Genomic DNA, 21,849 nt, shown 5'->3' on the forward strand with positions numbered 1-21,849 from the left:
GTTAAGATAAAACTGTTCCGTTGATCCTTACATTCATTTTCACATTCTTTTTTATGTTATGACAGGGGTTATTATCTGGTGAGTGAATTTTTATCAATTTTATTCGATCCACAGCAAGTTCTGTCTGTAGTAGCCAAGACTTTGTTTGTCATTTTTTTGATACTGATCCTGAACACAATATTGAATGTGGTCAGAAAAGGTCTTCTTCTTAAAGCAAAGACGAAGAAACAGATATCCAATGTAGAGATATTCACTCAGATATTTCGTTATTTTTTCACACTTTTGATTATCATCTTCGCAGTGTTGTCCTATTCTAGTGCCTGGTCGAGTTTTGGTATCTTCTTGGGATTCTTGTCAGCTGCAATGGGTTTTGCTCTTCAGAAGCCAATAACGGGTATTGCTGCCTGGATGATGGTAGTAACAAAGAGGCCTTTTGACATAGGTGACCGGATCATAATAGGTGATGTCAAAGGTGATGTTCTTGATGTAACACTGACCCACATTCATGTAGCCGAGATTGGCGGTCTTATAGACGGTGAGGAAAAATCTGGCAGGATAGTGATGGTTCCTAACTGGCTTTTGTTTGAAAGGAACATAGTCAATTATACTTCCAATGATGACTTCGTGATGAACAAGGTGGTCGTGAATGTGACCTATGAGAGTAATCTGGACCATGCCATTGAGATAGTCGATCTGTCGGCAAGGAAATATCTTGCAGGTATCATTGGAATGAGCCCCGGTGGTCCTGAGATAAGGCTTGATTTCCAGGCAAGTGGTATTGATGTACAGGTCAAGTATTTCTCACCTGCTCGTCACCTGCATGAATACTCGACCAATATAACCAAAGAGATCTTTGATAGGGTTAGAGTATCAGGTGATGTTGAGATAGCCTACCCGCACACCGAAGTAGTCTTCAGAAAAAAGGGTGAATGAACCCTCACCATTTCAAAAACCTGCTGACAGTGACATTCTCTTTTCTGATACTATACTTCCTTAGTTCATCGATTCCCAGCAGAAGCAAGGCAAATGGTATTGCTATGGCTATGTATTTCAAGGATATCGCTGCGGTGTTGAATATAAGGTTTCCAAGCGGGTTGAATGCAATAAAACTCAGGATGAGCAGCTCACTTGCAATTCCAAGAAGTACCATCTTGTTGTTCAACAATCCTTTTGTCAGGACGGACTCCCGCCTTGTCCTTGAGGTAAACACGTTTGCTATCTGGCATACTATAACAGCTGCAAAAAAGGCGGTGATAGCCTGCATATAAAGAATATCGGAAAATGGTAGTTGCTGTCCCCAGCTCCATCCTCCGTCAAAGAGGACTGCAAAATAGCAGGCAAAACCGGCAGCAGCTTCGATAGGTCCCTTTATTCCATAGGATGTCAGCAGGACCTGTGATGTTAGCAATTTCTCATCCTTTGCCCTGGGGGGGCGCTTCATTATATCGCCCTCGCCTTTTTCCACTGCCAGTGAGAGCGCCGGAATTATATCCGTACCCAGGTCGATGGCAAGTATCAGCTGTACGTTCATTGGCAGTGGTAGTGCCAGCAGTACAAAGGCTATGAATGGCAATATCTCCGGTATGTTGCTGGTCAGGATATAAGCGATGAATTTCTTGATGTTATCAAATACCGTCCTGCCTTCTTCTATTGCATTGACGATGGTTGCAAAATTATCATCCAGCAGCACCATGTCAGCAGATTCTCTCGCGACATCCGTACCGCTGCCCATGGCAACTCCCATGTCTGCATTCTTCATGGCCGGTGCATCGTTGACACCATCTCCTGTCATGGTAACAATCTCTCCGGCTTCCTGGAATGCTTGCACTATCTTCAATTTTTGTATGGGAGATGTACGCGCAAAAACTATACTTGGTGCTTTCAGCCTGCTAATGAGCTCCTCAGTAGATAACTCTTCAAGTTCCTGTCCCGTTATAAGGACTGGTTCTTCATGATCTGTGGTAAGGCCTACCGTTGAGGCTATTGACTTTGCGGTTACGGGATGATCGCCTGTTATCATGACAACTTTGATACCTGCCAGATGGCATCTTTCAATGGCATCTTTTGCCTCAGGTCTTGGTGGGTCTACAGCACCTGCAAAACCGAGGAATATAAAATCTCCATCGTATTCTCTTTCTTCTTCAACCTGTCTGTACGCAAAGGCCAGCACCCTTTCGCCTCTGGCTGCCATAATAAGGTGCTCATCTTCAAGCCTCTCCTTCTCTTTATCATCGAGGGGAACTTCTTTTCCTTCAACAAGGACATGGCTACACATGTCGATAACTACTTCGGAGCCTCCCTTCATATAGGATTCCTTATTTCCTTGGGGGGTGGAGCAGATAACCTGCATTCTTTGTTTCTTCGAATCAAATGGATATTCTTTCAGCCTGGGGTAGTCTGCCTGAATTATCCTGATATCTTCAAACCCGTTCACATAAACAAGCAGTGATCCTTCGGTGGGATCTCCTTTGTATCCGGGTTTTACTTCAACCAGTCTTGAATTATTACATACTGTAGCTACACGCAAGAGTATATCAGTGGGAATTTCGCCTTTTTCCACATCGATGTATTTTGACCCTGTGAATACCGAATGTATTTTCATCTTGTTCTGGGTCAGTGTTCCGGTCTTATCGGTGCAGATGACTGTGGTCGAACCCAGTGTTTCCACGGACTCAAGCTGCTTGATCAATGCGTTTCTCTTAGCCATTCTTCTGGATGCCAGGCTAAGGGCCAGTGTTACAGTGGGCAGAAGTCCTTCCGGTACATTGGCAACTATGATACCAATGGCAAAAATGAGGTTGGCAAGGAATATGTCCTGAATAGCAAAACCGATGATGAAAAACGATATTCCCAGAAAGATAGCAATTGCAGATATAATCTTTATGAAGCGGTTCAGTTCCCTGCGTATCGGAGTATCCACGGATGAAGTCCGCTCCGTGAGAGTTGCCAGTTTTCCTATCTGGGTATCCGATCCTGTGCCAAACACAAGTGCCTTCCCGTTGCCTGTCTGGACCGCAGTGCCTGAGAATATCATGTTCCTGCATTCAAGCATGTTGGAGTGGGTACATTCCAGTGATCGAAGCTGTGGCTCTGCTTCACCTGTGATCGGTGAGTTGTCAACTTTCAGAGAATTCTCCTCGACAAGTCTCCCGTCAGCAGGTATCTTGTCCCCTTCCTCAACATATATCACATCTCCCATGACTATCTCGGAAGCCAGTATCTCTTTGACCTTGCCATCTCTGATAACCCGGGCTTTAGGCGGGATGAGGTTTCTAAAACTTGCCATTATCTTTTCGGCCTGATACTCCTGGATAAAGGTAAAACTCCCATTGAGGATAACAACTCCCAGCAGGGCAATGGCGATGTAGATATTACCCTGTCCAGGGTCCAGCCACTCGGCTAGAAAGGAGAGCCCCGACCCGAATAGCAAAAGTATTGAAAAGAAGTTCCAGTATTGCTTAAGGTATTTCTTCAGCAGGCTTTCTTTACCTGTCTCTTCAAGTATGTTCATGCCGCAGAGGGATAATCTTCTGCTGGCCTCGGATCTAGAAAGACCTTCGGCTCCTGCAGACAATCTCTCAAAGATCTGCTCTAATTCTATATTATGCTCATCACCCTTTGAAGAGCATTGGAAACCCCTGTTCTCTTTAGCTAGCATGACCCCCAATCACACCATATGTGTGTTGGTGGCAATGAGATAAAGTATTTATGATTGTAGCTTACTCTCCAAGTGTATGATATCTCTTTGCCTGCTACTAAATTTGGAATGACATATAGATGTTCCAAATGCCTGTAACAATGAAATTCACAGCCATTGCAGCCAGCAAAAGTCCCATTAGTCTTGTAAATACAAGCATTCCGGTGTATCCTAATAATTTATAGACTCTTCTGGAGAATCTATATAATACAAGAGTAATTCCGAAAGTTGCAATTATGGCTAACAGAACGCTTCCACTCTGTATTATTGTTGCAGAACCACTCATCAGGACTATTACTGTGGTTATGGTGCCCGGACCTGTGAGCAATGGCAAGGCAATGGGGAATATCCATATATCAGTCCTGTCCTGTGATTTATCTATCTCATTATCTGTTATGCTTTCTCTGGATACTTTTGCAAGCATCATGTCAAACGCTACGGTAAAAAGAAGTATTCCGCCTGCAACCCTGAGGGAATCTATCGTTATTCCAAAAAAGTTCAGTATGAGTTCTCCAGAAATTGCAAAGAACAATGCCATGATGCAGGCAAGTGTCACTGCCTTGTTCGCTATTATGTTCTTCTCTTCAAAGGTCAGTTTGTTAGTCAGGGAAACAAAAGTAACAACAGCACTCAAGGGGCTTACAATGGCAAACAGGGATGCGAAAGAATAGGTGAAGAATTCCAAATTGTTCACTTTATTGTTCTCCTGGGGTGGGTCCTGCTATATAGTAAGTCAATCACAGTGTTACTTATTGTTTTTCCGTCGATGAAATTTATTCGTCACCAGTAACCATTCAGTTCACATTCGTCAACTACATCCAAGGGGTCTACATGAATGGTGGTTCCTGATATGTATGCCACATTTTTCATGAGTTTCTGTCTGACGTCAATGGTGATGTCATGTCCTTCCTTCACTGAAAGATCCGAGTCCACTGTTACGTTTACTTCGGTATGAAGTCGATGTCCTATCCAGCGTACCCTGATACTTGTGATGCCGCGCACGCCTTCAACATCGTTCACAGCATTTCTTATATCATCGATAACTTCCGGATCAACACCATCCAATATGCGACTGAAGACCATTTTTCCAGACTCCCATGCTATCTTCAGGATGGCAATGGTTATGATGAACGCGATTATAGGATCTGCAAGGGGATATCCAAGCCAGACTCCCACAGCTCCTGCCAGTACTGCCAGACTTGTGAACCCGTCAACCCTTGCATGGTATCCATCTGCTATTAGTGCAGCACTTCCAATCTCTTTTCCAACTTTTATACGGAATTTTGCAATGGCTTCATTACCAAAAAATCCAACAACTCCTGCAAGTGCTACCACTTCAACGTACTCTATGGTTTTCGGATATTTCAACAGCTCAAATGCTTGGTATGCCGCAAAAAATCCGCTGAAAATGATCAGAATGACTATCACAAGGCCGGCTACATCTTCCATGCGGCCGTAGCCGTATGTGAATCTCTTACTCGGTTTTTTCCTTATTAGTGAGAAAGCTATCCAGAGTGGGAGTGCAGTTATTGCATCGCTGAAATTATGCACGGTATCTGCAAGTAGTGCCGCACTTCCTGATATGTACACTATGATAATTTGAACAATTGCTGTAAGCATCAGTCCGATGAATGACCATTTAACAGCCTGCTTTCCTTTTTCAGTGGTAATAAGGAGCGGGTCTACAGCACCATGAGTCTCTGTATGAGTTTTGGTCTTATCATCATGATGCATGTTAATAAAATTGAGTCCAATCCTTTATGAATATTTTTATGTGTTCGAATCACATTCAGGAATGCATTTCAGGTCCTTAAAATAAAAATCGTGAAAAGACTGTATGATACGACTTTTCCTGGTAATTTAAAAAGTAATAGTGTTGGATGGGAAAGAATTGAAGAGTTTCAATTCTTTTTCTTTTGTTTTTCCAGAATATCACTGACAAGCTTCATGGCACAGAGATCACCGCACATGGAGCAGGCTTCACTTCCGGTTATCCTGGCATCACGTATCTTTCTTGCACTTTCTCCATCAATGGCAAGCTCGAACTGGGTTTCCCAGTCCAGATTCTTACGTGCATGTGCCATTTTATCATCGGTTGCCCTGGCACGTTCTCTCTGTCCTTCTTTCGCAAGGTCGGCAGCGTGGGCTGCTATTCTGGTGACTATGGCTCCCTCTCTTATGTCGTCCTTTGTTGGCAATGCAAGGTGCTCTGAGGGGGTGGTCATACACAGGAAATCTGCACCGCACATGCCGGCAAATGTCCCACCAATTGCTCCGGTAATATGGTCATACCCTGGAGCAATATCTGTGACCAGGGGGCCAAGAAGGTACAATGGTGCATCATCACAGAGCTTTTTCATTCCCTTGACACTTAATTCGATCTCGTCAATGGGCACATGTCCGGGTCCCTCAACAAAACACTGTATATTTGCTTCACGGGTTCTGCTTACCAGCTCTCCCAGGCTGATGAATTCCATGAATGAAGGTCTGTCTGAGGCATCGTGGATGCATCCCGGTCTCATTCCATCCCCAAGGCTGATCGCCATGTCATACTCACGTGCTATCTCAAGGAGGTAGTCATATTCAGTATAAAATGGATTGTCCTGCTCATTATGGATCATCCATGCTAGGGTAAATGATCCTCCTCTGCTTACGACATCAGTTATCCTTTCGTCGCCTTTCAATCTTTTTATTGAATCGAGATTAACACCGCAGTGGACTGTAACAAAATCGACCCCGTCTTTTGCATGTTTGCGCACAGCATTGAACATGTCGTCGGATGTCATATCCACAACAGCTTTCTGGGATGCTGCAGCCTGATATATTGGGACTGATCCTATAGGTATGTCCACAGAGTCCATGATCTTTTTTCGTATAAGGTCAAGGTCACCGCCGGTCGAGAGGTCCATGAGTGCATGAGCACCGAACTTTTCGGCTGTTACTGCCTTTTCCACTTCCTCATCTATATTGACGTAATCCCTGGATGTGCCTATGTTGGCATTGACCTTTGTGCTAAGATATTTCCCAATGCCTATTACCCTGCATTCTCTTTCAGAGTTATTGGGAATCGCTATGGTCCCTTTGGCGATGCAGGAACATATTGTCTTAGCATCGATCCCTTCATCCTTTGCCACAGATTCCATTTGCGGCGTGATGATTCCTTTTTTAGCATCTTCCATTAATGTCATTGTTACTCCAACAGGTGTCCTATGGCTTGATTATCTGCAAATACAGCATTGTTACATATATATGTTTCACAGCACACTTTTTTAGTTTCACTCCGCTTAACTTACTTTTATCTAATATCAGGGAAATATGTGCATCCATGTCAATAGTCGTTTTTACAGAAAAGAATAAGGCAGCTTCACAAATTGCACAAATATTGAGCGAGGGATCTTTTAATCGTGCATCTGTGGCTGGTGTTTCTGTGTACGACTTTAAGAAAAGCGGAAAAGAATGGCGGATAATGGGTCTTTCCGGCCACATCATGGGCTATGATTTTCCCGCAGAGTACAATAACTGGAGGGAATGTGACCCTGCTTTACTTCTTGATGTTCCTCCGGTTAAGAATGTGACCAAAGAATCATTCTCCAAAGCTATAACCCTACTTTCCAGAGATGCCGACCAGCTCATTCTCGCCTGTGACTTTGACCGCGAGGGGGAAAATATTGGTTTCGAGGCAAAATCAATTGCTGAAAAGGTATCATCTGCTCCGGTTAAAAGGGCACGCTTCTCATCTCTTTCATCTGGCGAGATAAAAAAAGCATTCGATAATCTGGTGGAACCTGACACTAATCTCGCCATGTCTGCTGAAGCCCGTCAGATCCTTGATCTTCGCATGGGTGCGGCTTTTACCAGGTTCATGACTCTCTCTGTGAGGGAAAGGGCGCGAACAAAAGGGGTCATATCTATAGGTCCATGCCAGACACCGACATGTGGTTTTGTGTATGAGAGGGAACGGTTGATAAGGGATTTTGAATCGAAGGACTTCTGGAAGATCGAAGGTACTTTCAGCTCATCCGGGAATGACTTTGTGGCAAGTCATCGTGGTGGAAATATTCCTGATGCGGTAAAAGCGAAGCAGATATTTGGTGGAATAAAGGACATAAAAAAAGCTCTGGTTGCCAGGAAAAGCGTAAAGGAAGCTAAAACCAGTCCACCTTATCCTCTCAACACTACTGAGTTTTTGAAACGTGCTTCCAAATTCCTGGGTGTCAGTCCTGATGTTGCACTTGAAACGGCAGAGCAGTTGTACCTGTCGGGTTTTACCAGTTATCCAAGGACAGAGACCAATAAATATGCTGATGATTTTGATTTCAATTCCAAGGTGATGGCTTTTACCGCAGGCAATTATAGGGAATATGCACTTTCAATAATTTCCAATGGTATAAACTGCAGGAATGGTACTCGTGATGGGCATGACCACCCCCCGATCCATCCTATTAAGGCTGTATCCAGGGCAGATGTGGAAAAGAATGTAAGAATGCCGGATGCGTGGATGATCTATGATCTTATAGCGAGACATTTTCTTGCTAACCTGATGTCTCCTGCTATATTTGAAAAGACCCGGCTTGAGATCCATGTGGGCACTGAGATATTCGATACCGCAGGATCTGTGATGAAGGATGCTGGATGGCTTGCAGCTTATCCCTTTGAGAACAAGAATGATAAACTCCTTCCTAATGTGTCTGAAAAAGAATTGCTTGATGTAAAAGAGATAAGAAACATCAAATCCCAGACTGCTCCACCCAAAAAGATCACTGAGGCAGAGCTGCTCACATTGATGGACAAGCATGGTGTCGGTACCAAGGCAACAGCTCCTTCTCATATCGAGACAAACAAAAAACGCGGGTATTTTGAAACTAAAGGGAAGACCATTTCAATTCTAGATACTGGTTTTACGTTAATGGAAACCCTTGATTCAACGGTTCCTATACTCATACATCCTGATATCAGGGCTCGTATCGAGGCTTTGATACAGGATGTTGAGGATGGCAAGAAGGATTTTGCTGCTGCTCTTCTGGAAGGTCAGAATCTGATCAAGGATATGTATGCTCAGCTTAGTTCAAGCAAGGGGGATATTGTTGCAAAACTTGCAGGTACGATCCAGGATGAGCAAGTGGCAGCAGACAAGAAGAATTTCATCGGTACATGTCCTGAGTGTGATCGAATGCTGCGTATTGTAACTACTGATAAGGGTCGCTTTGTAGGTTGTTCTGGCTATCCTCAGTGCAAGAACACCTATGCGCTTCCAAAGGTGGGTGCTCTCAGTATTCTCAGGTCAAAACAATGTAAAAAGGATGGTGTTGCCGTTGTCAAGGTGGGTAGCAAGTATCAATGGTCAGTGGGGATTGGTCCGTGTTTTACCTGCGATTGTGAAAAGGAATGTTTCCCGCCTGAGGTTGTAGGCCCGTGTCCCAAATGCGATGGTTCGATGTTCCTTATATCTACCAAGGACTCCCGCTTCCTTGGCTGTACTAAACGATGCGGCTATACAAAATCTATCCCAAAGAACGGTCGCCTTACTGTCATGAAAGATATATGCGAGCAATGTGGCTGGAAAAAACTGAGGATCAAGGAAAAAGAAAAGGATGCAAGAGAGTTTTGCATTAATATCAATTGTCCTTCCAGAAAACGCATAACTGACAAAATCAATCAAAACTGATTTAGAGTGAAATAAAGTTTACTTGATTTAATCCAAAATCCAGCAAACTATTATATAGTATTACATGCATTCTTTAAATTAGAGGTGAAGGTTAGGGCTCAATTCAACTTAATCTTCTTAATTAGATTGGTCTTGGAGTATTTCTTCTGCGCGGTATCCATTTCCTCAAAAATGCCTTCACCTCAAAGCCTCCACTCTTTTCCGAATTTATCATCATAGCAGATATCCTGTATTTCTTTTCTTGAAGATGTGGCACTGTTCACTGCAGGGTGGCCTATTGCAATCACAGCCATGAGTTCCAGTGATTCCGGGCAACTAAGAATCAAGTTCACTTTATCTTTCTGGTTCAGGATCTCTCCGAGCCACACTGCCCCAAGTCCAATGTCGTGGCAGCATAGTAGCATGTTCTGTATGGATGCGCCGATTGCCTGAACGTCTTTTGTATGATTATACATGGTGTCGTGGTCAAGGAAAACAGCTATGAGCAGAGGAGCACCTTTGACCACAGTGCAGTAGTGGGTACAAGCTGAGATATCTTCGATGGTCTCTCTATTTCGGATAACTATGAATTTCCATGGCTGGTTGTTAAGTCCTGAAGGCGCCCATCTTCCTGCTTCAAGGATGGTGTTTATGTCTTCAGTTCTGATATTGTCTTCTTTAAATGTTCTTATACTTCTTCTTGAGAGAATAGAATCAGTTGTCTCTGGCATTTTCTAGCTCCTTCTGTTACATAATTTGTGAAATTGTTGTTGAAAATAATATGTCATGGATACTTATAGGTTAGTTTGTATCATAAGGTCGTAGTCTATATGTAGCTTAGATTGTTTTCTCTTTGTTTCAAATTCAATAACCCTTATTAATTAATAATGAGAAGGTCATGATATGGTCAAAAGGCAAACCCTGAAAAACCGCGATTTTGGATATGAGCTTTCTGGTATGGAGCATAAGCTCATATTTGATAGTGATGACATGGGCTTTGTTCGATTTGATGGCCGAAGTAGGAGTCTTTTTTATCTGGATCCCTCTCCTTTCCTCCCAACACCAAAAAGAGATATCTACATAATTGACGACATATCTGTTTTGAAACCAGGCAAGAACGATCTTATCAAAGTAACATCCTTTGAAACAGAAAGAGTTGTCAGGGGCACATTTGACAATCTTGTTAACATTGATATCAGGTATGTAAAAGCGTGGAAAAAAATAGATCCTAAAAAAGTCCTTCACAGACAAGTAATGGATAAAGAGGAGTATATTAATTTCTTCAAACATCCATTTCATAAGGCAGATGAAAACCTGGATAGTATTTCGCAGTGCCTTGCAATGTGTTCGGTTTCATCAAATGCAATTGGGATCAACGAAAAAGGTGGAATTGATTCCGGTATATTCACAAACAAACGTGGATGGAATTCATTTACGTCTTTACAGAGATTAGTTCCCAGGGAATTTAAAAGTGTAAAATCGCCTTATTTTTATAGTTCTCTTGAAGTTGAAAAGAAAGTTAATCCACTTAGCAGCATGGAAGTAAACCTTTCAATACTGATGCCAAAAGATACATTTGTGCATGTGCCTATTGTTTTTGATGCAGAGAGGCGTCCCAAGTCTGCTTATTCTGAAGATGTATCTTTTGAAATTCCATTTGTAAGGGCTCATCTTCTTGATTCTCTAATGTTTCAGCCGGAGGTCACACAAAAAGCGGAAAAATGTTTGACCGATAGGATATATGAAATGACGGAAACATTCACGAATTCACGAAATCTTGTTTACAAGCAGGACCTTGGGGATGCTGCTCCTAAAATGGGTTCAAGTATTGCCCGAATGAACTTTAGCAATGAAGTGTCAGTTGCCAATGTACGTGAAGGTTTCGATATGTGGATGGATATGTTCGTCCATTCATCAAAAGTCCAGCAATCCAATCTTTCTCCAGGTGAGATATTCCGCTTGCCAAAAGAAGCAGCTCAAATATATCTTCAATTAGAGGATATCTTTGGTATTGATGTGATAATCTCCATGGAAGATGTTGAAAGGATATCTTCGCTCACGCCTTTTGAATTATCGAATGCTCTTACTGCATTGAAGAGTGCAGGTGCAATATATTCTCCAAGGATCGATTTTATTAAATTACTAGCATTTAAACTTTAGCTGGAGTTGTGGTATGATGAATGATGATATAATTGAGATCGATAAAAAAGCAACTAGGCTGGGTTATGAGCTAATGGGTCTCGAGGATGAATTAGATATCATTATCGAGGGCATAGGGCATGCTATCAGTGAAGTTGAAAAAACAGAACTGTTGGATAAAAAGGATAGAATAGAGCGTGAGATCGCAGATATTAAAGATGAAAGGTTTAAACTTAATCAAAGATTATTTGATTCATTCTAATTACAAAATAAATATCTGTATGGGTTTAATCCCTATTTTTGAAAATAATAAAAAAACAGATGTAGACCAAAAGGTCTACTTCTCGTTGAGCTCGCTGTTGAGCCAGGGCATCTTTGCTCTGATCTCTTTGCCGATCACTTCAAGAGGGTGCTCCCTGTCCTGTCTTTCCATTGATGTGAGTACAGCTCTGTTGGTCTGGCCTTCAAGGATGAATTCACGGGCGAATTCCCCGTTCTGTATCCTGTCAAGTGCTTCATACATTGCTTCTCTTGAGAGGTCGTTGATTACCTTTGGACCTACGGTCATGCCACCGTATTCTGCGGTATTGGAAACTGAATACCACATCTTGTCAAGTCCACCCTCGTGGATGAGGTCGACAATGAGCTTAAGTTCGTGGCAGGTCTCGAAGTATGCCATCTCAGGCTGGTATCCAGCTTCGATGAGGACTTCAAATGATGTTTTGATAAGGGATGCTACACCACCACAGAGGTCGACCTGTTCACCGAAGAGATCGGTCTCGGTTTCCTCGCGGAAGCTTGTCTTGTATACACCAGCACGGGTACATCCGACACCCTTTGCGTGTGCGAGTGCCATTTCCATTGCCTTTCCGGTTGCATCCTGATAGACTGCTACAAGACCTGGTACACCAGCGCCATCAACATATGTTCGTCTGACAAGGTGACCCGGGCTCTTTGGAGCTACCATGTAAACGTCAACGTCCTTCTGTGGGATGATCTGGTTGTAGTGGATGTTGAATCCGTGTGAGAACACGATCGCATTTCCAGCTTCGAGTCCTGGCTCGATCTCACTGTAATAAACCTTTGACTGCACTTCATCAGGGAGGAGTATCTGTATGACATCTGCTGCCTTTGCGGCATCTGCTACTGTCATTACTGCAAGTCCGTCCTCTTCTGCCTGCTTCCAGCGTGCGCTTCCTTCTCTGAGACCAACTACCACATCGAGTCCTGAGTCGTGAAGGTTCTGTGCCTGTGCATGTCCCTGACTTCCATATCCCATTACTGCAATCTTCTTGCCTTTCAGAAGGCCAAGGTCTGCATCGTTATCGTAAAACATCTGTGCCATTATAATACCTCTCTTGAATGATAGTCAATATTGTATGATTTTACTGTAACTGTGTTTAAAGATTCAAACATTTTTCGCCCCTCTCTTCAGGGCAATTCTGCCGGTCCTTACCATTTCCTTGATTCCGAAAGGACGCAGCAATTGTTCAATAGCTTTAATTTTTGTATCGTCACCTGTGATCTCGACGGTCATGGACTTAGGTGCAACATCGATTATCCTTGCGCGGAATATGTCTGCGATCTGCATGATCTCTGACCTGTTATTGACATCGGACTTGACCTTTATCATGGCCAGTTCTCTCTCAACAGTGTCTTCGTTTTTCAGGTCGGTGACCCTTATTACTTCAATGAGTTTGTTGAGTTGCTTTGTGACCTGTTCAAGAACCTCATCATCACCCTTAACAACAATTGTCATGCGGGATACTGTGGGGTCTTCCGTGACGCCTACTGTCAGGCTGTCGATATTGTAACCTCTTCTTGAGAACATGCCTGCAACTCTTGTGAGTACTCCATACCTGTTCTCAACCAGAACTGAAAGTGTATGTCTCATTCTTTCCTCTCCAGGTCAAGTATTTCGTTGATCGCAGCACCTGCCGGAACCATCGGTGATACATTCTCTTCACATTCGACTATAAAGTCGATCACTGTGGGTCTTCCTGATGCTATTGCCTGCTCGATAGCAGGACGTACTTCTTCTCGCTTTGTTGCTCTGATTCCCAGTGCGCCATAGGCTTCTGCAAGTTTTACGAAGTCAACACTGTCCTGTATGCAGGTTGATGAGTATCTCTTATCGTAAAACAATTCCTGCCACTGTCTGACCATTCCAAGGTATCCGTTATTGAAAATAGCCACAATTACAGGTATGTCTTCCTTGACCACAGTTGCAAGTTCCTGTGAACTCATCTGGAATGAACCATCTCCTGCAATATCAAAGACGATCTTATCAGGTCTGGCAACCTTTGCGCCAATTGCTGCCGGGAATCCATAGCCCATTGTTCCAAGTCCGCCTGAGGATATGAATGTCCTTGGTTCTTTGAACTTGAAGTATTGTGCAGCCCACATCTGATGCTGGCCCACCTCTGTGACTATGATGGCATCCTTTGCGGCTTCGCTTATCTGCTCAACGATATACTGGGGCTTGATGCCGTCACCGGATGCAGGTTCGATGTAGTGTAGTGGATACTCGCGTTTCCAGTGTGCGATCCTTTTCATCCATTCCTCTGATCGTGCCTTGCCAACATATTTGTTCAGGCTTGTAAGTACGTTCTTTGCATCACCTACAATTGGTACGTCTACCTTGATGTTCTTGGATATCTCAGCAGGATCGATGTCTATGTGGATTATCCTTGCGTTGGTTGCAAATGATTTGAGCTTACCTGTGACCCTGTCATCGAAACGAACACCCACTGCTATGAGCAGGTCTGATTCCTGTATGGCATAGTTGGCATACTTTGCACCATGCATACCTGGCATTCCTATGAACTGGGGATGCTCTACCGGGAATCCTCCCATGCCTGTAAGTGTTGTCGTAACTGGTGCCTGTATCTTTTCAGCTAACTCCCTGAGTTCAGGTGCTGCCTCTGAGCTTATGACTCCGCCACCTGCGTATATTACAGGTTTTGATGAGTTGGCGATTTCTGCAGCAGCTCTTTTTATCTGCTGGATGTTACCTTCATAGGTGGGGTTATATCCGCGGAGCTCTACCTTTTCTGGATAGTGGAAATCTATCTCTGTTGTGGTTATGTCCTTTGGAATATCGATCAATACAGGTCCTGGTCTTCCTGTGGACGCAATGTGGAATGCCTCTTTGATTATGCGTGGCAGTTCATTCGCATCCTGCACAAGGTAATTGTGCTTGGTGATCGGCATGGTGATGCCGGTAATGTTTGCTTCCTGGAATGCATCATTGCCCAGAAGGGCGGTTGGTACCTGTCCTGTAAAAGCAACCATTGGTATGGAATCCAGGTATGCATTTGCGATACCTGTTACTAGATTCGTAGCTCCCGGTCCGGATGTTGCAAGGCATACGCCTGTCTTGCCTGTTGCTCTTGCATACCCTTCTGCAGCGTGTGCTGCAGATTGTTCGTGGCGAACAAGGATGTGCCTGATGCTCGAATCGTATATCTCATCGTAAATAGGAAGTAATACCCCGCCAGGGTATCCGAAAATAGTATCAACACCTTCCCTGTACAGGCACTCGATGAAAGCTCTGGCACCTGTCATTTTTTCAGTTGATTCTGTCATATAAATCCTCTACTTATAGTGTAGTCAATATGTGTTCTGATTCTGATAGATGTATAATATCTGTCTTATAGGTTTCTGGTTATATCAAACGGTTGATGCCGTTAAGGACTGCTTCCACAGATGCCATTACTATATCCGTACGTGCTCCTCTTGATGTGACCATCTTTCCATCCTTTGATAATTTCACCAGTACTTCTACAAGTGCATCAGTTCCACCTGTTATGGCATCTACGTGGTATTCCTCAAGTTGCACGTCGGCAAGACTTGAGATCCCCTTCTTTATACTTGCAAGGGTAGCATCCACAGGTCCATCTCCTGTACTTGCTTCAACGACTTCCCTGCCATCCACTCTCAATTTGACGGATGCTGTCGGAGTAACCTTGTTTCCTGATACCACTGTGTACTCTTCCATGATGACCTTTGCTTCCTTCTGGATGTTGAGTACGGTTTCTGCTATGGTCTGCAGGTCGGCATCAGTTACCCTTTTACCAAGGTCTCCAAGCTCCTTTACACGGTCGAGTATCTCGTGAAGCTGTGAGTCATCAACCTCTAATCCCATCTCTTTGACTGCAAGGGTAACAGAACTCTTGCCTGCATGTTTTCCAAGTACGATCTTACGTTCCCTGCCAATGACTTCGGGGTGGATGGGTTCATAGGTCTCGGTATTTGCAAGGAGTCCGTGTACGTGTATGCCTGCCTCGTGGGTGAATGCATTGCCGCCCACAAGTGACTTGTTAGGTGCTACTGGCACTCCGGTTAGCCTGCTGACAAGCCTTGAGGTCTTGAAGATATTTTTAGTTGTAATTCCGGTATTACACTTGTATAACCACTCAATGGCCATGACCACTTCTTCTAAGGATGTGTTGCCAGCCCGCTCTCCTATGCCGTTGATGGTCACGTGTGCCTGCTGTGCGCCAGCCTTGAGGGCCGCAATGGTGTTGGCGGTGGCAAGTCCGAAATCATCGTGGCAGTGTATGCTCACGGGTGCCTTTACTGCAGAGGTGATATCCCTGAAGATCTCATCTGTTCTTTCAGGAACGAGTAATCCTACGGTATCACAGAAGCATAACCTGTCTGCTCCCGCATCCACACCATCTATGTATAATGACTTGAGAAAATCAAGGTCTGCCCTTGAGGCATCCTCACCACTAAGTTCCACTATGAGTCCATGTTCCTTTGCATATTCTGTGACGTCCACAGCCATCTGCCTAACAGTTTCCCTGTCCTTGCGTAACTTCACGTTGATGTGCAGGTCAGATACAGGTGCTACCAGGTGAATTGAATCCACATCACAATCAAGTGCATAATCTACATCAGGTTGCATGATCCTGCAATAGCTGCAGATCTCGGCATTCAATCCTTCAGCGGTCACTGCTCTTATGGACTCCCTTTCACCTTCTGATGTGATGGCAGATCCCGCCTCGATCACATTCACGCCAAGTTCATCCAGCTTTGTGGCAATTGCCACTTTATCCGCACTGGTGAGCGCTACGCCTGGTGTCTGTTCGCCGTCTCTAAGAGTTGTGTCTAAAAACCGGATATTTTCAAATAATACGATCCCTCACATATTGTTGTCTGCTACTCAGTAGCAGCCTTATGGGATACATCAAAGTGATATATATGTATAACGACTTTATATCACGATTTATCACTAGATGCTCATGTTTGAATGGTGGAAGTGGCCTAATTTGGTTGTCTGTGTATGCGTAGTTATATTTTAAAGAAAGTATTATATTTGAGTTTTGACAATGTTTATACAATAACGTAATCCTTGGTGGGGTGGTAATTATTTCAATAAGTTCTGGGGTATCTGCAGATATAGTGTCTAATGTTAAATTTGATGGGGGGAATACTTCTGGTTATATCAATAGTAAACAATTAATTCATAGAAAAACAATTGATGGCCATATTTTTTACGATAAAAGAACAGGTGTTATACATAATGAAATTCCTTCTGAATATCGATGTGATGATACTCAGATCCTGAATATGCCTACTTTTGAATCAACTGCACCTCTAAAAGTTTATTTTGATCCTACATATCTTTGCAATTTGAAGTGCAGGCACTGTATTACTCGTTCATCTCCAAATGCGGATACAAAAAATGAACTCACTTTAGAGCAGATAAAGAACATCTTTAACCAGCTAGCCAGGGTTGGTGTACTCGAAATAGCAATAACCGGTGGAGAACCTTTTTGCCATCCTGGGATATTTTCAATTATCAAGTATGCACAAGATGCTGGTTTTAACACTACCATAAGTACGAATGGCACCCTTATCACCACTGAGGTCGCGAAAAAACTTGCCGAGCTTGAAGTTTTTGAGACGAGGGTCAGTTTTGAGGGGGCGCAAATTGTTAATGACAACATACGTGGTCATGGGGTTTATAAAAAAGCATTAAAAGGGATTGAAACACTATCTCGAGCTGATGCAAAACCAGTAGCGCGTCTGACATTATCCAGAGATAGTGAAAATGACTTGGGACAATTTTATTACGATCTATATCAAGCAGGTGTTACTAAACTGAAAGTAGCGGTTGTAAAAAATGCTGGAAATGCATCCAATCCTGAGAATAAGGATCTCTTTGGATATGTCTCAGATGATGAAAAGGGAAGATATCTTCAGGAACTTGGTACTAAATATGAAATCGAAGTAGAATTATCTTCTGAGGACTTTCATATTAATCCCAAAGATGCAAAGGATAGAAAACTACGGCATGCCATTTGCAAAAATTGTGGTGCAGGTTTTGAAACGGGTTACATATCTCCTCAGGGGAAATTATTGCCATGTTCCACCATGCCCCATATAGTTTTTGGAAATTTGTCTGAAGAATCATTTAATGATGCATGGGGCAGTGATATTGCATCAACATATCGTAACCTGGCTACTAATTGCAATGAAATACAACTTTGTAAGGTAGAGGATATAATATCTAATTTTGAAAGCTCTGCAAAGCTTCTATAATAAAATAGGTGGGAAATCCCACCTTAAAATCGCTTAGAAATAATCGTTGACGTTGAGCACGGCCTTTACCAGCAGGTCAACACTGTACTTCAGGTCTGCAAGGTCGAGGACTTCTACAGGTGAGTGGATATACCTCGTTGGCACACTGAGCACGCCTGTGGGTATTCCTTCCCTTGTCAGGTGAATTGCAGTTGCATCGGTTGTACCGCCATCTCCTACATCCATCTGGTATGGGATCTCGTTCTTATCGCCAGTTTCCCTCAGCCATTTGATGACCTGTGGTGCTGCGATAAGTCCGCGTCCTGAAGCATCTACTACTGTGATGGCAGGTCCCTTTCCAGTATCAATCACGGAATCCTTCTTTCCGATGCCGGGATGGTCTCCTGGTATTGTGGTGTCGATTGCCAGTGCTACATCAGGCTCGAGTTTGAATGCTGATGTGCGTGCACCCTTAAGTCCAACCTCTTCCTGCACGGTACCGACAACGTAGACATTTGCTTTTACATCCATCTCGGAAAGCTGGCGCATGGTCTCTATGACTATTGCACAGCCTGCACGGTTGTCAAATGCCTTTCCGGTTATCTTGCCGTGTGCAAGTTTTATAACCTCGCGGTCCATGGAGATAGGTGTTCCAACCTCTATGCCCATCTTCTCGGCATCTTCCTTATCCTTTGCACCCACATCAATGAACATGTCATCGTATTTGACAGGCCTCTTCTTGTCCTCTTCCTTCATCACATGCGGTGGTTTGGACCCGATAACTCCCGGGATTGGTCCGTTACTTGTGTGAACAATAACTCTCTGGCTGTGTAGTGTCTGGTCGAACCATCCTCCTATCTTTACAAAGCGCAGGAAACCCTTGTCATCGATGTATTTGACCATGAGCCCGATCTCATCCATGTGTGCTGCGAGCATGATGGATGGTCCCTCTCCCTTCATATGGGCTATAAGGTTTCCCATTTTGTCTGTGCTGAGTTCATCGGCATAGGGCTTGAGTTCCTCTTCAAGCATAGTCTTGATATTGCCTTCGCTTCCTGATATGCCATGGGCATTTGATAATTTAGCAAGTAATTCTTCCATGATGATCATCTTTTAAGTTAATTCATGAAGTATAGGACTGAGGGAATATAAGGTTTGAGTAATGTGTTAAAACAAGGCTAAAAAAGAGAAAAAAGGTGGGTAAGTGTATTTACTTACTCTTCCTTGCGGCGCTGGAAGAAGAATGCCAGACCAAGTATTGCAGCTACTGGGAGTGCAACGGTTGGGAACTCTGGTATTGCATTAAAACTGTGTGATCCGGTAGCATCAAACTTGCCTGCTGCTTGCGCACCAGTTATTTGAACGCCATTGGCATCGTAACCCAATACATCTACAAAAACGGTGTACATTGTACCTACTGCAGTTGGATCATTAGCCAATGTGACAGTAAATAAATCTAAGTCTGTGTCAGATGGTGCAGTGACTGCTGCAGTATTTCTTAAAAGTGTTGCTGTAAACTTACCATCGTTTGGGAAAACTGATATTGTATAGTTAACGCTCACTACGTTAGTATTAATTCCAGTTTGTTCCAAGCTTAGGTTAATCGTTTGACCAAGGGCCATGTCTATTGGGTTGCTTGCTAGTGAATTTCCCTTATCGTCGAGCACTTGTGCGTCCCATGCTTGTGCTGTGCCAATTAAGCTTAGAAGCACTAGCATTACTATGCTATATTTTAATAATTTCATTTATTGACCACTCCTTATTCATTCCAACATTTGAAAATTTATCCTACGCTTAAAAATGTATGTTTTTTTTTTACTTAAGGGTGTAAGAAACTATCTTCAGAATATGAAAAAAAAGAAGTGGATTTTTCTCTGTCTATACAGAGATTTACTTCAAAAAGAAAAAAAAGGTGAGTAAGTTAATTCACTTACTCTTCCTTGCGGCGCTGGAAGAAGAATGCCAGACCAAGTATTGCAGCTACTGGAAGTGCAATGGTTGGGAATTCTGGTATTGCATTAAAACTGTGTGATCCGGTAGCGTCAAATTTGCCTGCAGATTGTGCACCAGTTATTTGAACACCATTAACATCGTAACCCAATACGTCTACATACACAGTATACATTGTACCTACTGCAGTTGGATCATTAGTCAATGTGACGGTAAATAAATCTAAGTCTGTGTCGGATGGTGCAGTGACTGCTGCAGTGTCTCGTAGTAGTGCTGCTGTAAACTTACCATCATTTGGTGTAACTGATATTGTATAGTTAACGCTCACAACGTTAGCATTAATTCCAGTCTGTTCCAGGCTTAGGTTCAATGTTTGGCCAAGGCTAATGTCTGATGGATTGCTTGCTAGTGAGTTTCCATTTATGTCAAGTACTTGTGCATCCCATGCTTGTGCAGTGCCAATTAAACTTAGAAGCACTAGCATTACTATGCTGTATTTTAATAATTTCATTTTCGTACCACCTATTTCTAATTAAGATTACTACTGAGTAATATTCCTTATATTAATCTTTGTATTTAAACATTTGTAAAATCGTTAAACTGTCATAATCATCATTATGATGTGGTGATTGGTATTTTATAGTTGTAGCGTAAAACTCCGATGTCTTTAGCATCGGGGATATAAGCGTCTATTACTGCCTCTTGTTCTTGATTCTGATACATATTAATACCATTACAGCGTATATTATATTATGCGGAAATCGTATAAATTCCGTCTGTACCCCACCAAAGAACAGGGAATTATTCTCACAAAAACCTTGGATGTATGTAGATACATCTACAATGAATTCTTAGCAGACAGACGGAATGCATATGAAAGATGCAATCAAGGACTTACTACATTTGGCCAGATCAATCAGATCAAGTATCTTGAGTTCAATACGCCAGTGCAATCTCAGGTCAAACAAGATGTCCTCAGACGACTTGGCAAGTCTTTTGATGCTTTTTTCAGACGGTGTAAATCCGGGGATGTTCCAGGTTATCCACGGTTCAAGGGAAGGGACAGGTACAATAGTTTTACGTACCCTCAATCGGGTTTTTGGATAGAAGGAACTAAACTGAAACTGTCCAAGATTGGAAACATCCGGATAAAGCAACATCGTGAGATTGAAGGCAAGGTCAAAACATGCACTATCAAAAGAGAAGTGAATCAGTGGTATGCAGTGTTCTCTGTTGATATGGGTAATAGTCCTGCAAAAGTAAATCCAAATACCTCCATTGGTATTGATGTTGGACTCAACTCATGTGTTACTCTGAGTAACGGTGGGCAATTCGATTCACCGGAATACTATCGTAAGTCTGAGAAATCTCTTGCTGTCCAACAAAAGAGACTGGGCAAGAAGAAGAAAGGTTCCGAGAACCGACTCAAACAAAAAAACATAGTTGTTAAGGTTCACAGAAAGATACGTAATCAAAGACTTGATTTTAACCATCAGTTGAGTCGAATACTGGTTGATAGATTTGACAGGATAGTATTTGAGGACTTGAATATTCAGAACATGGTTAAGAATCATCACCTAGCAAAATCGATATCAGATGTTGCATGGGGCCAACTAATTCTAATGACAAAAAGCAAAGCGGAAGAAGCTGGTAAGTATGTCGAATTAGTTAATCCTTATAATACATCACAAAAATGCAGTAGTTGTGGAAGCATTGTCAAGAAAGGTCTATCTGTCAGAGTACACAAATGTCCTGACTGTGGACTTGTACTCGACAGAGATCACAACGCCGCAATTAACATTCTTAACTTATTCACCGTAGGGACTACGGGAAGGGCCTGTGGAGCCATGAACAATAGTTCGGGCTGTGAAGCAGGAAGCACCTAAAT

At 43.0% G+C, this 21,849-nt stretch carries 18 protein-coding genes; 6 read left to right on the forward strand and 12 right to left on the reverse strand.

What is annotated here, in order from left to right; translation table 11 throughout:
* Positions 1–78 precede the first annotated feature (78 nt).
* Positions 79–933: a mechanosensitive ion channel family protein gene (locus V7O66_RS01350; RefSeq protein WP_406661194.1), complete on the forward strand. Its 855-nt coding sequence runs from the start codon at positions 79–81 to the stop codon at positions 931–933.
* A gap of 4 nt (positions 934–937) precedes the next feature.
* Here V7O66_RS01350 and V7O66_RS01355 read toward each other — a convergent pair whose 3' ends face one another.
* The 4 genes from V7O66_RS01355 to thiC form a co-directional block, all read right to left on the reverse strand.
* Entirely contained in the window at positions 938–3,658 is a 2,721-nt protein-coding gene (locus tag V7O66_RS01355) for a cation-translocating P-type ATPase (protein WP_406661195.1), read from the reverse strand.
* Positions 3,659–3,755: 97 nt separating this feature from the next.
* A complete protein-coding gene (locus V7O66_RS01360) occupies positions 3,756–4,391 on the reverse strand; it encodes a MarC family protein (RefSeq protein WP_406661196.1) in 636 nt (211 codons plus the stop codon).
* A gap of 86 nt (positions 4,392–4,477) precedes the next feature.
* Entirely contained in the window at positions 4,478–5,431 is a 954-nt protein-coding gene (locus tag V7O66_RS01365; protein WP_406661197.1) for a cation diffusion facilitator family transporter, read from the reverse strand.
* Positions 5,432–5,598: 167 nt separating this feature from the next.
* Positions 5,599–6,885 carry a phosphomethylpyrimidine synthase ThiC gene (gene thiC / locus V7O66_RS01370; protein ID WP_406661198.1) on the reverse strand — a complete coding sequence of 429 codons (1,287 nt, stop codon included), beginning with the start codon at positions 6,883–6,885 and terminating at the stop codon, positions 5,599–5,601.
* Between the two features lie 137 nt (positions 6,886–7,022).
* Here thiC and V7O66_RS01375 point away from each other — a divergent pair, with 137 nt between their 5' ends.
* Complete coding sequence (locus V7O66_RS01375; RefSeq protein WP_406661199.1) at positions 7,023–9,362, forward strand: DNA topoisomerase; 2,340 nt, start codon at positions 7,023–7,025, stop codon at positions 9,360–9,362.
* 182 nt (positions 9,363–9,544) lie between these two features.
* On the opposite strand, the gene V7O66_RS01380 is transcribed toward V7O66_RS01375, so the two are convergent.
* Entirely contained in the window at positions 9,545–10,072 is a 528-nt protein-coding gene (locus V7O66_RS01380; protein WP_406661200.1) for a nitroreductase family protein, read from the reverse strand.
* A 172-nt stretch (positions 10,073–10,244) separates the two neighbouring features.
* On the opposite strand from V7O66_RS01380, the gene V7O66_RS01385 reads away from it, so the two are divergent.
* On the forward strand, positions 10,245–11,501 hold the full coding sequence (locus V7O66_RS01385; protein WP_406661201.1) for a hypothetical protein: 1,257 nt from the start codon (positions 10,245–10,247) through the stop codon (positions 11,499–11,501).
* 13 nt (positions 11,502–11,514) lie between these two features.
* On the forward strand, positions 11,515–11,742 hold the full coding sequence (locus V7O66_RS01390) for a hypothetical protein (RefSeq protein WP_406661202.1): 228 nt from the start codon (positions 11,515–11,517) through the stop codon (positions 11,740–11,742).
* 75 nt (positions 11,743–11,817) lie between these two features.
* Here the strand turns inward: V7O66_RS01390 and ilvC are convergent, their stop codons facing one another.
* From ilvC to V7O66_RS01410, 4 genes are all read right to left on the reverse strand, one after another.
* Positions 11,818–12,825 (reverse strand): ketol-acid reductoisomerase, encoded by a 1,008-nt coding sequence (gene ilvC / locus V7O66_RS01395; RefSeq protein WP_406661203.1) that lies wholly within the window; start codon positions 12,823–12,825, stop codon positions 11,818–11,820.
* 63 nt (positions 12,826–12,888) lie between these two features.
* Positions 12,889–13,374: an acetolactate synthase small subunit gene (ilvN, locus tag V7O66_RS01400; RefSeq protein ID WP_406661204.1), complete on the reverse strand. Its 486-nt coding sequence runs from the start codon at positions 13,372–13,374 to the stop codon at positions 12,889–12,891.
* Positions 13,371–15,068, reverse strand: coding sequence for an acetolactate synthase large subunit (locus V7O66_RS01405; protein ID WP_406661205.1), 1,698 nt, complete (start codon positions 15,066–15,068; stop codon positions 13,371–13,373). The genes ilvN and V7O66_RS01405 overlap by 4 nt, the downstream gene beginning before the upstream one ends.
* Positions 15,069–15,147: 79 nt before the next feature.
* The gene (locus tag V7O66_RS01410; RefSeq protein WP_406662526.1) at positions 15,148–16,626 is read right to left on the reverse strand and encodes a (R)-citramalate synthase; all 1,479 of its coding nucleotides are present in this window, start codon (positions 16,624–16,626) and stop codon (positions 15,148–15,150) included.
* 221 nt (positions 16,627–16,847) lie between these two features.
* Between V7O66_RS01410 and V7O66_RS01415 the strand changes: the two genes are divergently transcribed.
* The gene (locus V7O66_RS01415; RefSeq protein WP_406661206.1) at positions 16,848–18,032 is read left to right on the forward strand and encodes a radical SAM/SPASM domain-containing protein; all 1,185 of its coding nucleotides are present in this window, start codon (positions 16,848–16,850) and stop codon (positions 18,030–18,032) included.
* 33 nt (positions 18,033–18,065) lie between these two features.
* Here V7O66_RS01415 and V7O66_RS01420 read toward each other — a convergent pair whose 3' ends face one another.
* From V7O66_RS01420 to V7O66_RS01430, 3 genes are all read right to left on the reverse strand, one after another.
* On the reverse strand, positions 18,066–19,112 hold the full coding sequence (locus V7O66_RS01420) for a M42 family metallopeptidase (RefSeq protein ID WP_406661207.1): 1,047 nt from the start codon (positions 19,110–19,112) through the stop codon (positions 18,066–18,068).
* Positions 19,113–19,225: 113 nt separating this feature from the next.
* Positions 19,226–19,756 carry a PEF-CTERM sorting domain-containing protein gene (locus tag V7O66_RS01425; protein ID WP_406661208.1) on the reverse strand — a complete coding sequence of 177 codons (531 nt, stop codon included), beginning with the start codon at positions 19,754–19,756 and terminating at the stop codon, positions 19,226–19,228.
* Positions 19,757–19,941: 185 nt separating this feature from the next.
* On the reverse strand, positions 19,942–20,439 hold the full coding sequence (locus V7O66_RS01430) for a PEF-CTERM sorting domain-containing protein (RefSeq protein ID WP_406661209.1): 498 nt from the start codon (positions 20,437–20,439) through the stop codon (positions 19,942–19,944).
* Positions 20,440–20,713: 274 nt separating this feature from the next.
* Between V7O66_RS01430 and V7O66_RS01435 the strand changes: the two genes are divergently transcribed.
* Entirely contained in the window at positions 20,714–21,847 is a 1,134-nt protein-coding gene (locus tag V7O66_RS01435) for an RNA-guided endonuclease InsQ/TnpB family protein (RefSeq protein ID WP_406661210.1), read from the forward strand.
* The last annotated feature ends 2 nt before the right edge of the window (positions 21,848–21,849 follow it).

It is taken from the genome of Methanolobus sp. ZRKC3, from assembly GCF_045291275.1.
GTDB lineage: Archaea > Halobacteriota > Methanosarcinia > Methanosarcinales > Methanosarcinaceae > Methanolobus.